Source organism: Klebsiella sp. 10 (genome assembly GCF_018223925.1).
GTDB lineage: Bacteria > Pseudomonadota > Gammaproteobacteria > Enterobacterales > Enterobacteriaceae > Klebsiella > Klebsiella pneumoniae.
Genome location: NZ_JAGRRB010000009.1, coordinates 148,558 through 164,152 on the forward strand (window position 1 = coordinate 148,558; position 15,595 = coordinate 164,152).

Annotated in this window: 11 protein-coding genes; 6 read left to right on the forward strand and 5 right to left on the reverse strand. The window is 60.5% G+C overall.

Going from position 1 to position 15,595, the window contains the following annotated elements; genetic code table 11:
• Positions 1-70 precede the first annotated feature (70 nt).
• On the forward strand, positions 71-1,312 hold the full coding sequence (locus tag KHQ26_RS11160; protein WP_009485547.1) for an oligosaccharide MFS transporter: 1,242 nt from the start codon (positions 71-73) through the stop codon (positions 1,310-1,312).
• Positions 1,313-1,544: 232 nt separating this feature from the next.
• Positions 1,545-2,870 carry a 30S ribosomal protein S12 methylthiotransferase RimO gene (rimO, locus tag KHQ26_RS11165; RefSeq protein WP_004141985.1) on the forward strand — a complete coding sequence of 442 codons (1,326 nt, stop codon included), beginning with the start codon at positions 1,545-1,547 and terminating at the stop codon, positions 2,868-2,870.
• A gap of 685 nt (positions 2,871-3,555) precedes the next feature.
• Here the strand turns inward: rimO and gsiD are convergent.
• From gsiD to iaaA, 5 genes are read right to left on the reverse strand one after another with little or no spacing between them, the layout of a single operon-like run.
• Entirely contained in the window at positions 3,556-4,467 is a 912-nt protein-coding gene (gsiD, locus tag KHQ26_RS11170; RefSeq protein WP_004147729.1) for a glutathione ABC transporter permease GsiD, read from the reverse strand.
• A gap of 1 nt (position 4,468) precedes the next feature.
• Positions 4,469-5,389, reverse strand: a complete 921-nt coding sequence (gene gsiC / locus KHQ26_RS11175) for a glutathione ABC transporter permease GsiC (protein ID WP_002892997.1) — start codon at positions 5,387-5,389, stop codon at positions 4,469-4,471.
• A gap of 46 nt (positions 5,390-5,435) precedes the next feature.
• A complete protein-coding gene (gsiB, locus tag KHQ26_RS11180) occupies positions 5,436-6,977 on the reverse strand; it encodes a glutathione ABC transporter substrate-binding protein GsiB (protein ID WP_004176731.1) in 1,542 nt (513 codons plus the stop codon).
• A 32-nt stretch (positions 6,978-7,009) separates the two neighbouring features.
• Positions 7,010-8,869 carry a glutathione ABC transporter ATP-binding protein GsiA gene (gene gsiA / locus KHQ26_RS11185; RefSeq protein WP_004151710.1) on the reverse strand — a complete coding sequence of 620 codons (1,860 nt, stop codon included), beginning with the start codon at positions 8,867-8,869 and terminating at the stop codon, positions 7,010-7,012.
• Positions 8,870-8,886: 17 nt separating this feature from the next.
• On the reverse strand, positions 8,887-9,828 hold the full coding sequence (gene iaaA, locus KHQ26_RS11190; RefSeq protein WP_020804847.1) for a beta-aspartyl-peptidase: 942 nt from the start codon (positions 9,826-9,828) through the stop codon (positions 8,887-8,889).
• A 235-nt stretch (positions 9,829-10,063) separates the two neighbouring features.
• Between iaaA and moeA the strand changes: the two genes are divergently transcribed.
• The 4 genes from moeA (at position 10,064) to KHQ26_RS11210 (ending at position 15,545) form a co-directional block, all read left to right on the forward strand.
• Entirely contained in the window at positions 10,064-11,299 is a 1,236-nt protein-coding gene (moeA, locus tag KHQ26_RS11195) for a molybdopterin molybdotransferase MoeA (RefSeq protein WP_004176735.1), read from the forward strand.
• Positions 11,299-12,054 carry a molybdopterin-synthase adenylyltransferase MoeB gene (moeB, locus tag KHQ26_RS11200; protein ID WP_004176736.1) on the forward strand — a complete coding sequence of 252 codons (756 nt, stop codon included), beginning with the start codon at positions 11,299-11,301 and terminating at the stop codon, positions 12,052-12,054. The genes moeA and moeB overlap by 1 nt, the downstream gene beginning before the upstream one ends.
• A 154-nt stretch (positions 12,055-12,208) precedes the next feature.
• Positions 12,209-13,108 carry a glycyl-radical enzyme activating protein gene (locus tag KHQ26_RS11205; protein ID WP_004176738.1) on the forward strand — a complete coding sequence of 300 codons (900 nt, stop codon included), beginning with the start codon at positions 12,209-12,211 and terminating at the stop codon, positions 13,106-13,108.
• A gap of 4 nt (positions 13,109-13,112) precedes the next feature.
• Positions 13,113-15,545, forward strand: coding sequence for a formate C-acetyltransferase/glycerol dehydratase family glycyl radical enzyme (locus KHQ26_RS11210; protein ID WP_004176741.1), 2,433 nt, complete (start codon positions 13,113-13,115; stop codon positions 15,543-15,545).
• Positions 15,546-15,595 lie beyond the last annotated feature (50 nt).

Sequence of the window (15,595 nt, forward strand, 5' to 3'; positions counted from 1 at the left end):
GCCAGGAAAACAGCGAACGCGGCCCGTGGATCGCTGACATTCTCTCTGCCCATTTGCAAGGAACTGAAACATGACGTCCGGTAAAAGAAACTACTTTCTGTTGAGTCTTTTCGATTTCCTCTACCTGTTCGCCTGGTCGTCGACCATGGCTTTCTTCGTTATCTGGACCACCCAGCATCTTGGCATCAGCGCCACGAAGACCGGGCTGCTTTACTCGGTCAACGCCTTTATCGCCCTGCTGATGCAGCCTTTCTTCGGCTTTATCTCTGACAAGTTCGGCCTGAAAAAACGGCTTATCTGGCTGCTGGTCGCCCTGCTCCTGCCGGTGGGCCCCTTCTTTATCTACGTTTACGCGCCGCTGCTGGTGCACAACTTTTGGTTTGGCGCCTTGCTGGGAGGGATCTATCTGGGGATCATCTTTAACTCCGGCTGCGGAGTAATCGACTCTTATATCGATAAGATTTCCCGGCGCTATCAGTTTGAATATGGTCGTGTGCGGATGTGGGGCTCGTTAGGCTGGGCAGCGGCGGCCTGGATTGTGGGTAAATATATCGACAGCAATCCTAATCTGGCCTTCTGGCTCGCCAGCCTCGCCATTGTCATCGCCGCCATCTGCTTTATGCTAACCAAAATTGAATTAACCGACGCCGATGTGGCGCGAAGCGAATCGCTGAAGGTCTCTCATGCCCTTGAGCTGGCGAAGAATGGTCAGTTCTGGATGCTGCTGCTCTTTACCCTGTTCGTCACGCAGATTTACGACACCTACGATCAGCAGTTTGCCCAGTACTTCTCGCTACAGTTCCCGACGCCGGAGGAAGGCAACCGCTGGTACGGGATCCTCGCGTCTATTCAGGTCTGCGGTGAAACCCTGTTCCTCTGCCTGATGCCATGGTTTGTTAACCGGACCGGCGCCAAATGGGCGCTGATCATCGCCGGGCTGATCATGTCGGTACGTATTGTCGGCTCAGCCGTGCCCCTCGGCCCGGTGTGGATTGGTGCGGTGAAAATGATGCATGCTCTGGAGAAGCCGTTGATTCTGGTATCGGTCTTTAAATTCATCGCCGCCAACTTCGACCACAAGCTCTCTTCGACGGTCTATTTGCTGGTGCTGTTCGTCGCCTCGATCGCCACCGCCATTTACTCTCCGCTGGCAGGCTATCTGTACGATACCATTGGCTTCGCCAACACCTATCTGATTCTCGGCAGCGTCGCCGGGCTCTTTACCCTGATCTCTATTTTCACGTTGCAGGATAAGCGCGAGCCGAAAAAAACCGGCACCACCCCCTCCGCAGCCATTAACCCGGCGCAATAAGTCTCTGCCCGGCAGCCACGCCGGGCTTGAGCCGCCTGCGCGCACGGCTTGTCAGAAGCGTGTCCCGCCCCTCTGCTCCGGGGCGTGTGGGATCCGCTCTGGCGGTGGGGGGCGTAAAAGACAGGTCGGGGGCGCTTTTTCACCATTAACCGCGACGGAGCTATACTCTTTTTCGCAAAGATCTGTAGAATTCCTGCCCTGACCATTCCAATAATTGAACACTTTTTAAGCTATGAGCAATGTCACGCATCAGCCGAAAATCGGCTTCGTCTCCCTGGGCTGCCCGAAAAACCTCGTGGACTCAGAGCGTATCCTGACCGAACTGCGCACCGAAGGTTATGACGTCGTACCGACCTACGACAACGCCGATATGGTGATCGTTAACACCTGCGGCTTTATTGATAGCGCTGTGCAGGAATCGCTGGAAGCGATCGGCGAAGCGTTGAAAGAGAACGGCAAGGTAATCGTCACCGGCTGTCTCGGCGCGAAAGAGGATCAGATCCGCGAAGTGCATCCGAAGGTGCTGGAGATCACCGGTCCGCACAGCTATGAGCAGGTGCTGGAGCATGTCCATCATTATACGCCGAAGCCGAAGCACAACCCGTTCCTGAGCCTGGTGCCGGAACAGGGGGTTAAGCTGACGCCGCGCCACTACGCCTACTTAAAAATTTCTGAAGGCTGCAACCATCGCTGCACCTTCTGCATCATCCCGTCCATGCGTGGCGATCTGGTGAGCCGTCCGATTGGCGAAGTGCTGGCCGAAGCCAAACGCCTCGCTGACGCCGGCGTGAAAGAGCTGCTGGTGATTTCGCAGGACACCTCTGCCTACGGCGTCGACGTCAAGCACCGCACCGGCTTCCACAACGGTATGCCGGTGAAGACCAGCATGGTCAGTCTGTGCGAAGAGCTGGCGAAGCTCGGCATCTGGGTGCGCCTGCACTATGTCTATCCGTACCCGCACGTTGACGATGTGATCCCGCTGATGGCGGAAGGCAAGATTCTGCCGTACCTCGATATTCCGCTGCAGCACGCCAGCCCGCGTATTCTGAAGCTGATGAAGCGTCCAGGTTCTGCGGACCGTCAGCTGGCGCGCATTAAGCAGTGGCGTGAAATTTGCCCGGATCTGACCCTGCGCTCCACTTTTATTGTGGGCTTCCCGGGCGAAACGGAAGAAGATTTCCAGATGCTGCTCGACTTCCTGAAAGAGGCGCGTCTCGACCGCGTCGGCTGCTTCAAGTACAGCCCGGTTGAAGGCGCTACCGCCAACGAGCTGGCGGACCAGGTGCCGGAAGAGGTGAAAGAAGAGCGCTGGAACCGCTTTATGCAGCTGCAGCAGCAGATCTCTGCCGAGCGTCTGCAGGAGAAAGTGGGGCGCGAAATCCTGGTGCTGGTAGATGAAGTTGATGAAGAAGGCGCCATTGGCCGCAGCATGGCCGACGCTCCGGAAATCGACGGCGCGGTGTACCTGAACGGCGAAACCCGCGTTAAGCCGGGCGACGTGGTGCGGGTGAAAGTCGAGCACGCCGACGAATACGACCTGTGGGGTACCCGGGTCTAGTCCAGCTTCCCGGATAGCGGCTTAGCGCATTCCCCAGCCTACGGGGTCCTCCCGTAGGCTCCCCCCCCCCCAGGTCCGCGCAAGCGCAGCGCCGCCGGGTAATTTATCAGTCATCATGCCTTCATATTGCCGGGTGGCGGCTAACGCCTTACCCGGCCTACAGTTCGTGCGGCCTGCCGTTAATTTATTCACCATTGTTGCTGAAACTGCCGGTGCTGGCGGCCTCAACATCGCTGAGACGTTCCCGAAAGGCCGGGGCAGGCCGCATGGATGCTGGCTGAGGGCCGTGTTTTGCAGGGACGCTGCCTCGGCCCGACCCGAAGCCTGCAGGGATAAGTCGAAGGCACCACGCAGTGGCGATGTTGCTGGCCGGAGCCCGGGGGTACAGGGGGCGGCGGCGACTGGCCGCCCCCTGTGCGCTCCCTGCGCCATAAGAGACATAACGCAGACGATTAACCGGGAGCGCAAACTACGCTGAAGCCACAGATAACATAAAGGACTTTCCAGCGATGCTTCGCCTCACCCTGGCCCTCTCCCGGGAGGAGAGGGAACCGTCCGGCGGTCGTTTCCGCCTCACACCGCTCCCTGCGCCATGAGAGACCTAACGCAGAAAATTATCCGGAAGCGCAATGTGCGCTGAAGCCGCAGATAACATAAAGGACTCCCGGCGGAGCTTTCCCTCACTCTACCCCTTTAACTTCGGATCCAGCGCATCGCGCAGGCCATCTCCCAGCAGATTAAACGCCAGCACGGTCACGAAAATCGCCACCGCCGGAAAGAGCGCCACGTGCGGAGACATCACCATATCCGCCCGCGCTTCGTTGAGCATCGCGCCCCACTCCGGGGTGGGCGGCTGCGCGCCGAGGCCGAGAAACGACAGACTGGCCGCCGAAATAATCGATACCCCAATGCGCATGGTGAAATAAACCACGATCGATGACACCGTCCCCGGCAGAATATGGTTGAACAGAATGGTGGCATCGCTGGCGCCGATGCTGCGCGCCGATTCAATAAAGGTCTGCTGCTTCAGAACCAGCGTATTGCCGCGCACCAGACGAGCAAACGCCGGAATCGAGAAGATCGCCACGGCGATGATCACGTTGGCCATCCCGCTGCCCATGACGGCGACCACCGCGATCGCCAGCAGGATCCCCGGAAAGGCGAACAACACGTCGCAAAGTCGCATAATGAGCCGGTCCCACCAGCCCTCATAGTAGCCAGCCAGCAGCCCAAGCACCGTGCCGATGGCCGCGCCAATCAGCACCGCCAGTACCCCGGCGGCCAGCGAGATCTGCGCCCCGACCAGCACCCGGCTGAAAATATCCCGTCCCAGGGAGTCGACTCCGAACCAGTGCACCAGCGAAGGTCCCTCGTTCAGACGGTCGTAGTCGAAATAATTTTCCGCATCGTACGGCGCTATCCATGGGGCAACGATGGCTACCGCAATCAGCAACAGCACGAAAATACCAGCGCCCATCGCCACCGGCTGGCGACGAAAGCGCCGCCAGAACTCATGCCAGGGGGTATGGATCTCGCCGGGTCTGATGCCCGGCATGGCGTTCAGCGCCGCCTGCCTTCTCCAGTTAAGCAATCGCACCTTACTTATACCTGATAGCCGGGTTTATGGCCGCGTACAGCACATCCACCACTAAATTGATAAGAATAAACTCCAGCGAAAAGAGCAGCACTTCCGCCTGAATCACCGGGTAATCGCGCATCTCCACCGAATCGACCAGCAAGCGCCCAAGCCCCGGCCAGTTAAACACCTTCTCCACAACGATCGACCCGCCGAGCAGAAAGCCGAACTGCAGCCCCATCATGGTCACCACCGGGATCATCGCATTGCGCAGACCATGCTTGAGCACCACCCGCGTTTCGCTCACCCCCTTCGCCCGGGCGGTACGCATATAGTCTTCATGCAGCACATCGACGAATGACGCGCGGGTAAAGCGCGCCATGACCGCCGCCACCGCCGCGCCAAGGGTCAACGACGGCAAAATATAGTGCCGCCAGCTGTCGGCCCCCACCGTCGGCAGCCAGCCCAGCTCAACCGAAAACACCTGCATCAGCAGCATACCAAGGGCAAAAGCCGGAAACGAAATACCGCTCACCGCCAGCGCCATTCCCAGACGGTCGGGCCAGCGATTGCGCCACACCGCGGCCGCAATCCCCGCCGCCATCCCGAACAGTACCGCCCAGCTCATGCTGGCCAGCGTCAGCCACAGCGTGGGCATAAAGCGACTGGCAATCTCACTGGCAACGGGACGCCGCGAGGCCATGGAAATGCCAAAATCGCCGCGCAGCACGTTGGTGATGTAGTGCCAGAACTGGACATGCAGCGGCTGGTCAAGCCCCAGCTGCTGGCGCACCATCGCCACCACCTGGGCATCGGCCTCAGGTCCGGCAATCAGCCGCGCCGGGTCACCGGGCAGCATATGGACGAACAGAAACACCAGCACCGCGACGATAAGCAGAGTGGGGATCAGGCCCAGCAGGCGCTTAATCACATAATTCAGCATCGCTCCCTCCCATTCCGGGAGAGAGGACGCATGAAGATGAACATGATCACGGCGTCAGGTCCGCCTGTTCGAAGCTAAAGCCGGTATCCGGCTGGATATAGAAACCGGTGAGATTCTTGCTGTGGGCGGAGACCAGTTTCTCGACCACCAGCGGCACCCACGGCGACTCTTTCCAGATAATATCCTGCGCCTCTTTATAGAGTTTGGTTTTCTCTTGCGGATCGGTGGTTTTCAGCGCCTCGCTCAGCGCGTTATCCACCTGCGGGTTGCTGTAAAACGCGGTATTAAACAGCGTCGGCGGCCAGTTTTGCGAGGCGAACAGCGGCGACAGCGCCCAGTCGGCTTCACCGGTGGAGGCGGACCAGCCGGTATAGAACATCCGTACCCCGCTCTCTTTCTGCCCTTTACCTTCCACTTCCGCCGCCCGCTGACCAGCGTCCATCGCCGTCACCTGCGCCTTAATCCCCACCTGCGCCAGCTGCTGCTGGGTGAACTGCAGTACTTTCTGCGCGGTGCTGTGATTATGTGATGACCACAGCGTGGTGCTGAAACCGTTAGGGTAGCCCGCCTCTTTCAGCAGCTGGCGCGCTTTCGCCGGATCGTATGGCCAGGCGGTGTAGGTCTGGGCATAGGCGATCGACGGCGGCACCACTCCGGTCGCCGGGGTGGCGTAGCCGGCGAACGCTACCTTCACCAGCGCCTGACGGTTAATCGCATAGTTGATGGCTTCCCGTACCTTCGGATTATCGAACGGCTTCTGCGTCACGTTCATGCTGATGTAGCGCTGCATGATCGACGGGCTGGCCACCAGCTCCAGTTTGCTGTTTTTCGCCAGCAGCGGCGCCTGTTCGTAAGGGATCGGGAAGGCGAACTGCGCCTCGCCGGTCTGCAGCATCGCCGCCCGGGTATTGTTATCCACCACCGGACGCCAGGTGATAGAATCCAGCTTTGGCAGCCCCGGCTGCCAGTACCCATCGAACTTGCTGACCTTCACAAAATCCGTCTGGTTCCAGGTGTCGAGCTTATACGGCCCGGTGCCCACCGGGTGGAAGCCGATATCCTTACCATATTTTTTCAGCGCCGCCGGCGAAATCATCGCTGTCGCCGGATGGGCGAGAATGTTAATAAACGCCGAGAAGGGCTGCTTCAGGGTAATTTTGACCGTAGTCGGATCGACCGCCTCGGTACTGGCAATATTTTTATACAGGTTATAGCGCTTGAGATGGTTATCCGGGTTACTCGCGCGATCGAGGTTAGCCTTTACCGCCTCGGCGTTAAAGTCAGTGCCATCCTGGAATTTCACCCCGCTGTGCAGCTTAATGGTGTACACCAGGCCGTCCGGTGACACGGTATAGCTCTCAGCAAGAACGTTTTGCAGCTTCATCTCTTTATCAAGGCCGAACAGGCCTTGATAAAAGGACTTCGCCACCGCCTGCGACAGGGTATCGTTGGCATCATAGGGGTCGAGGGTCGTGAAGTTAGACCCGACCGCCACCACCACATCTTTGGCGGCAAAGGCGGGAGCGCTCGCCAGGGCTGCCGCGATACTCAGCGCCAGCCACCATTTGCGTGAAACAGGTTGTGTCATCGTGTTCTCCTGAAAAGATGCGTTATGTGTTGTTATGTTCTGCCCAGCACATCGGCGGATTCGCGGGCGACGAAGTGGCCCGGCCCGACCTGCTGCAACGGCACGCTGGCGATCTCCTCGCCCCGCTTATAAATATTGCCCGGGACGTCATCAGACAGCAGAACCCGCTGCGGATGACGGTGGCCCGGGTCGGCCACCGGTACGGCGGCCATGAGCTTACGGGTATAGGGGTGCTGCGGGTTTTCAAACACCGCGCGGCGCGGGCCTATTTCGACAATGCGACCGCGATACATCACCGCCACGCGGTGGCTGATGCGCTCCACCACCGCCATATCATGGGAAATAAACAGAAACGCGATGCCCATCTCGCGCTGCAGGTCGAGCATCAGGTTGATAATCTGCGCCCGAATGGAGACATCCAGGGCCGACACCGACTCGTCGGCTATCACCACCTTCGGATTCAGCGCCAGCGCGCGGGCAATGCAGATCCGCTGCCGCTGACCGCCGGAAAAGGCATGGGGATAGCGCCAGGCATGCTCCGGCTGCAACCCCACGCGCTTCAGCAGCCAGGCGACCCGCTCACGCGCTGCTTCCCCACGCAGCAGGCCATGCACCCGCAGCGGCTCCATAATCGAATCGCCGACCGTCTGACGCGGATCAAGCGAGGCGTAAGGATCCTGAAAAATAAACTGAATATTGCGCCGCAGAGCCTGCAGCTTGCCGCCGGCGAGGGTATCGATCCGCTGACCGTCGAAGGTAATGGTGCCTCCCTGGGTCTCTACCAGCCTCAGCAGCGCCCGGCCGGTGGTCGACTTGCCGCAGCCGGACTCGCCCACCAGCGACAGGGTCTCTCCCGGCCAGAGATCAAAACTGACCTTCTCCACCGCATGCACTTCGCGCGTCACGCGATTGAGCAGCCCGCCGCGCACCGGAAAACGGGCCACCAGGTCACGCACCTGCAGGATCGGCTCGCCGGCGACTACCGTATCGGGCGTTTCGCTCTCCGCCAGCGGCTGGCCCGGCAGCGGAAAACGGCGCGGCAGATCCTGGCCACGCATCTCCCCCAGCCGCGGGACCGCCGCCAGCAGCGACTGCGTATACGGGTGCTGCGGCGAACGAAAGATCTCCTCAACGCTGCCGGTCTCTACCGCCTCACCGCGATACATCACCAGCACCCGATCGGCGATATCGGCCACGACGCCCATATCGTGGGTGATAAAGATCACCCCCATCGCCATCTCCTTTTGCAGGACGGCAATGAGTTGCAGAATTTGCGCCTGGATGGTGACATCCAGCGCCGTGGTTGGCTCATCGGCTATCAACACCGCCGGCCGACAGGAGAGCGCCATGGCGATCATCACCCTCTGGCGCATGCCGCCGGAGAGCTGGTGCGGATAGCGCGAGAGCATCTCTTCCGCCTGGGGAATACGCACCTGATCGAGCATCTTTTTCGCCGCGCGCAGCGCCTCTTCGCGCCCCAGCCCCTGGTGCAGGCGCAGGGATTCGGCAATCTGCTCGCCGATGGTAAAAACCGGATTCAGCGAGGTCATCGGCTCCTGAAAAATCATGGCCAGATCCGCGCCGCGCACCCGGCGCATCTCAGCGTCCGTTTGCTCATTGAGCGCGATCACCTGCCGGTTACGCCGCCGCAACCACAGCCCCTCGCTGTTCACCTCGCTGCTGGCCGCGTCTAGCAGACGCATCAGCGCCAGCGCGGTCACCGATTTTCCCGAACCGGACTCACCCACTATCGCCAGCGTCTCGCCGCGGCGCAGGCTGAAGGAAAGCTGACGCACGGCCTGCACCTCCGGCGCATCCTGCTGGCGGAACGCCACGTTCAGGTTGCGCACCACCAGCACTTCGCAGGTATCGGTTTCGTGAGTTTGCGACACTCGCCCTCTCCCTTGTTCTATTCGCGATAAATGCCAATGGTCGGCGTATCGCCGGCATAGCACCAGGCGCGGTACATGCCTTCACTGTTAAACGGTAAAACGACGTTGCCTTCGCGATCGACGGCTATCAGCCCGCCGCTGCCGCCGAGAGCCGGCAGTTTCTCCATCACCACCCGCTCGCAGGCGGAATAGAGACTGAGCTGCCCATACTCCATCAGGGCGGCGATATCGTAGGCCGCCAGGGTGCGCATAAAGACTTCGCCGGTGCCGGTACAGGAGACCGCCACGCTGGCATTATTGGCATAACACCCCGCGCCCAGCAGCGGGCTGTCGCCGACGCGTCCGGGCAGTTTGTTGGTCATGCCGCCGGTGGAGGTCGCCGCCGCCAGATTGCCGGCCAGATCGAGCGCCACCGCGCCGACGGTGCCCATTTTCTGGCGTTCGTCGAGGGGAGCGGCGTGGTGGTCGAGGATAATCTCCCCGCCCGCTTTCGCCTCCTGCAGCTGCAGCAGCCTTTCAGGAGTGGAAAAGAGATCGTTATCCACGCGCGCCATCCCGTGGGAGATGGCAAAATTTTCCGCCCCCTCGCCGATCAGTAATACGTGCGGACTCTTCTCCAGCACCAGACGCGCCGCCAGCACCGGATTACGCAAATGTTTGACCCCGGCTACCGCGCCAGCCTGCAGGCTGTAGCCGTCCATTACGCAGGCGTCCAGCTCGTGGGTTTGATCGCGGGTAAATACCGCGCCCATTCCGGCGTTGAACAACGGACACTCCTCCAGCAGCCGAACGGCCTCGGTCACGGCATCCAGCGCGCTGGCGCCCGCGGCCAACATTTTCTGCCCGCTTTCGACGATAGTCGACAGCGCCGCCACATACTCTCGCTCCCGCTCCGGCGTCATTTGCGCGCGAGAAATCGCCCCTGCGCCGCCGTGAATTGCTATAACCGCCTTGCCCATTTCGCCAGTCCTTAACGATGAAGTGGATCGCCCCTGCCCTGTCGTACCGCGGCGCGGCGCCGGTCACGTCATGAATAAGGGTATTGATATCATTATATTGCTGAATGTCTTATACAATTTTTGAATATAGAAAGAGCGGCGGGCGATGTAAAGCCTCGTACCCAGGTGGCATACAGCCCGCGCCGCTTTTCTGCCATAATAGGCGTTTTCGCTGTTTTGCCCGCAGGAGTGACCCATGGATTTTACCGCCGGACTGATGCCGCTCGACACAGCCCTCGCCCAGATGCTCGATCGTATTACGCCGCTGAACGCGACGGAAACTGTACCGCTGTTGCAGGCCTTCTCGCGTGTGACCGCCCATGACATCGTCTCCCCGCTGGATGTGCCCGGCTTTGATAACGCGGCGATGGATGGCTATGCCGTCCGGCTGAACGACCTTCGCGACGGCGCGGCGCTGCCGGTCGCCGGTAAGGCCTTCGCCGGCCAGCCGTTCAACGACGCCTGGCCGTCGGGCACCTGTATCCGCATCATGACCGGCGCGCCGGTGCCGGAAGGCTGCGATGCGGTGGTGATGCAGGAAGAGACTGAACAGACCGAGGCCGGCGTGCGCTTTATCGCGCCGGTAAAAGCCGGGCAGCATATTCGCCGCCGCGGAGAAGATATTGCCCACGGCGCGGTGGTCTTCCCGGCGGGGACACCTCTGACGGTGGCCGAGCTGCCGGTGCTGGCCTCGCTGGGCATTGCCGAGGTCGAGGTGGTGCGCAAGGTACGCGTCGCGGTCTTCTCAACCGGCGATGAGCTGCAGCTGCCGGGTCAACCGCTCGGCGACGGCCAGATTTACGATACCAACCGCCTGGCAGTGCACCTGATGCTGCAGCAGTTGGGCTACGAGGTCATTAACCTCGGCATTATTCCTGACGACCCGGCGAAGCTGCGCGACGCCTTTATCGCCGCCGACCAGCAGGCCGATGTGGTCATTAGCTCAGGCGGCGTCTCGGTGGGTGAAGCCGATTACACCAAAACTATCCTCGAAGAGCTGGGGGAGATCGGCTTCTGGAAGCTGGCGATTAAGCCGGGGAAACCCTTCGCCTTCGGCAAGCTCAGCAGCAGCTGGTTCTGCGGCCTGCCGGGTAACCCGGTGTCCGCCACCGTCACCTTCTGTCAGCTGGTGCAACCCCTGCTGGCGAAACTCTCGGGCAAGCACGGCCCGCTTCAGGCGCCCCGCCTGCGGGTCCGCGCCGCCACGCGCCTGAAAAAGTCGCCTGGCCGCCTCGATTTTCAGCGCGGTATTCTGCAGCGCAACCCGGACGGCGAACTGGTGGTGAACACCACCGGCCATCAGGGCTCGCACATTTTCAGCTCCTTCAGCCTCGGCAACTGCTTTATCGTGCTGGAGCGTGAGCGCGGCCATGTTGAAGCAGGTGAATGGGTCGAGGTCGAACCCTTCAGTCACCTGTTTGGGGGGCTGTAATGACCGTTGAGCTGAGCGATGAAGAGATGCTGCGCTATAACCGGCAGATCGTCTTGCGCGGTTTTGATTTTGACGGCCAGGAGCGGTTAAAAGCCGCTCGCGTGCTGGTGGTCGGCCTCGGCGGGCTCGGCTGCGCCGCCGCGCAGTATCTGGCCGCCGCCGGGGTCGGGCAGCTCACCCTGCTCGATTTCGACACTGTCTCGCTCTCCAACCTGCAGCGCCAGACGCTGCACAGCGACGCCACCCTCGGCCAGCCGAAGGTGGATTCCGCCCGCGAGGCGCTGGCGCGCATTAACCCGCACGTCCGTCTGGTCCCGCTCAATGCCTTGCTGGATGAGGCGGCGCTGGCGGCGCAGATTGCCGATCACGATCTGGTGCTCGACTGCACCGACAACGTCGCCATTCGCAACCAGCTTAACGTCGGCTGCTTTCAGCACAAAACCCCACTGGTCTCCGGAGCGGCGATCCGTATGGAGGGGCAAATCAGCGTCTTTACCTATCAGGATGGCGAACCCTGCTACCGCTGCCTGAGCCGTCTGTTCGGCGAAAATGCCCTCACCTGCGTCGAAGCCGGGGTAATGGCCCCGCTGGTAGGCACCATCGGTTCGCTGCAGGCGATGGAGGCGATTAAGCTGCTGAGCGGCTACGGCACCCCTGCCAGCGGAAAAATCGTCATCTACGATGCCATGACCTGCCAGTTTCGCGAAATGAGGCTGATGCGTCACCCGCAGTGCGAGGTATGCGGCTCGCACTGACCCCCACACCGGCGACGAGAGTCGCCGGTGGTTTTGTGACCGCTCTCGTTATTTTCTCCTCTCTGACTTATCCCCATCCCGCTTGTTGATTTGCGTCAACATAACTTTCATTCGAAAGTGTTTTTATATTCATACGCAAACAAGAGGATAAGCCATGATCTTCAACATCCAGCGCTATTCCACCCATGACGGCCCAGGGATCCGCACCGTCGTCTTCCTGAAAGGCTGCTCGCTGGGCTGCCGCTGGTGCCAGAACCCGGAGAGCCGCGCCCGTAGCGAAGATCTGCTGTATGACTCGCGGCTGTGCCTGCCCGGCTGCGAGCTGTGCCAGCAGGCGGCGCCGGCGGTTATCACCCGCACCCTCGATGGCCTGATCATTCACCGGCAAAACGTTAACGACAGCCATATCGCCGCGCTGCGCGACTGCTGCCCCACCACCGCGCTCACGGTGTGCGGCGAGGAGAAGAGCGTCGAGGAGATCATGGCGACGGTGCTGCGTGATAAACCATTCTACGATCGCAGCGGCGGCGGCATCACTCTTTCCGGCGGCGAACCCTTTATGAACCCAACGCTGGCGCAAGCGCTGTTCGAAGCCAGTCATCAGGCAGGCATTCACACCGCCGTGGAAACCTGCCTGCACGTGCCGTGGAAATACATTGAACCGTCTTTACCCTTTGTCGACCTGTTTCTCGCCGATCTGAAGCACGTTGACGAGGCCGTTTTTCAGCAGTGGACCGACGGCAGCGCCCGCCGGGTGCTGGATAACCTGCAGCGTCTGGCGCAGGCGGGGAAAAAAATGATTATTCGCGTGCCGTTGATCCAGGGATTCAACGCCAGCGAAGCCGACATTGCCGCGATCACCGATTTTGCCGCCGATCGCCTGCAGGTCAGCGAGATCCATTACCTGCCGTACCACACGCTGGGAATGAACAAATACCAGTTACTCAGTCAGCCCTACACCGCACCGGACAAACCGCTGGACGCTCCTGAGCTGCTCGCCTTCGCGCAGGATTATGCGCAAAGCAAGGGGCTAACGGCGATATTACGAGGATAACCCTATGACTACCCTGAAGCTCAACACCCTCAGCGCCCGTATCCAGGCCCATAAAATGGCGCTGGTGCATATCGTCAAGCCGCCGGTCTGTACCGAGCGCGCCCGCCACTATACGGAGATGTATCAGCGGCATCTCGATAAACCGATCCCGGTGCGCCGCGCGCTGGCGCTGGCTCACCACCTGGCGGAGCGCACCATCTGGATCAAGCACGATGAGCTGATCGTCGGTAACCAGGCCAGCGAAGTGCGCGCCGCGCCTATTTTCCCGGAATACACCGTCAGCTGGATTGAGAAAGAGATCGACGATCTCGCCGACCGCCCCGGCGCCGGCTTCTCGGTCAGCGAGGAGAATAAACGCGTATTGCATGAAGTGTGCCCATGGTGGCGCGGCCAGACCGTACAAGACCGCTGCTACGGTATGTTCACCGATGAGCAAAAGGCGCTGCTCGCCACCGGCATTATTAAGGCGGAAGGCAATATGACCTCCGGGGATGCTCACCTCGCGGTCAACTACCCCTTGCTGCTGGAGAAAGGGCTCGACGGGATGCGTGCGAAAGTCGCCGAACGCCGCTCGCGTATCAATTTGACGGTACTGGAAGACCTGCACGGCGAGCAGTTCCTGAAAGCGATTGATATCGTGCTGGAAGCGGTCAGCGATCACAGCAAACGCTTCGCCGCGCTGGCGCGCGAGATGGCGACAGCAGAATCCCGCGAATCACGCCGCCACGAACTGCTGACGATTGCCGAAAACTGCGACGTCATCGCCCATGAGTCGCCGAAAACCTTCTGGCAGGCGCTGCAGCTGTGCTACTTCATTCAGCTTATCCTGCAGATTGAATCCAATGGCCATTCGGTATCCTTCGGCCGTATGGACCAGTACCTCTACCCGTACTACCGCCGCGACGTTGAGTTGCAACAGTCGCTGGATCGCGAACAGGCCATTGAGCTGCTGCACAGCTGCTGGCTGAAGCTGCTGGAGGTCAATAAGATCCGTTCCGGCTCGCACTCCAAAGCCTCTGCCGGCAGCCCGCTATACCAGAACGTCACCATCGGCGGCCAGAATCTGGTGGATGGTAAGCCGCAGGACGCGGTCAACCCGCTGTCCTATGCGATCCTGGAATCCTGCGGTCGCCTGCGTTCTACCCAGCCGAACCTCAGCGTGCGCTACCACGCCGGGATGAGCAACGACTTCCTCGACGCCTGCGTCCAGGTGATCCGCTGCGGTTTCGGCATGCCGGCGTTTAACAACGATGAAATCGTCATCCCGGAATTCATTAAGCTGGGCATTGAGCCGCAGGACGCCTACGATTACGCGGCTATCGGCTGTATTGAAACCGCGGTCGGCGGTAAGTGGGGCTACCGCTGTACCGGCATGAGCTTTATTAACTTCGCGCGGGTGATGCTGGCGACGCTGGAAGGCGGCCGCGATGCCACCAGCGGTCAGGTGTTCCTGCCGCAGGAGCACGCCCTGTCGAAAGGCAACTTCGCTAACTTCGATCAGGTGCTGGCCGACTGGGACCGCCAGATTCGTTACTACACCCGTAAATCCATCGAGATTGAGTACGTGGTCGATACCATGCTGGAAGAGAACGTCCACGATATTCTCTGCTCGGCGCTGGTCGATGACTGCATCGAACGGGCGAAAAGCATTAAGCAAGGCGGCGCGAAGTATGACTGGGTTTCCGGCCTGCAGGTGGGTATCGCCAACCTCGGCAACAGCCTCGCGGCGGTGAAAAAACTGGTCTTCGATCAGGGCGCCATCGGCCAGCAGGAGCTGGCGAAGGCGCTGGCGGAAGATTTCGACGGTCTGACCCACGAGCAGCTGCGCCAGCGGTTGATCAACGGCGCGCCGAAGTATGGTAACGATGATGACAGCGTCGACCAACTGCTGGCGCGGGCCTACCAGACCTATATCGACGAGCTGAAGCAGTATCACAATCCGCGCTATGGCCGCGGCCCGATTGGCGGCAATTATTACGCTGGCACCTCCTCTATTTCCGCTAACGTCCCGTTCGGCGCGCAGACCATGGCGACGCCGGATGGCCGTAAAGCGCATACCCCGCTGGCGGAGGGGGCCAGCCCGGCCTCCGGTACCGACCATCTGGGTCCGACGGCGGTTATCAGTTCGGTGGGCAAGCTGCCGACCGGGGCGATCCTCGGCGGCGTGCTGCTTAATCAGAAGCTGAATCCGTCAACGCTGGAGAACGAGTCCGATAAGCAGAAGCTGATGGTGCTGCTGCGCACTTTCTTCGAGGTGCACAAAGGCTGGCATATCCAGTACAACATCGTGTCGCGCGACACGCTGCTGGAAGCCAAGAAACATCCTGACCAGTACCGCGATTTAGTGGTCCGCGTCGCTGGATACTCGGCGTTCTTCACCGCCCTGTCGCCGGATACCCAGGACGATATTATCGCCCGTACCGAACATACGCTGTAATCCTTCGTGCCCGCTGGCACTATGCTTAGCGGGCCAACCCTGTTCTGCAG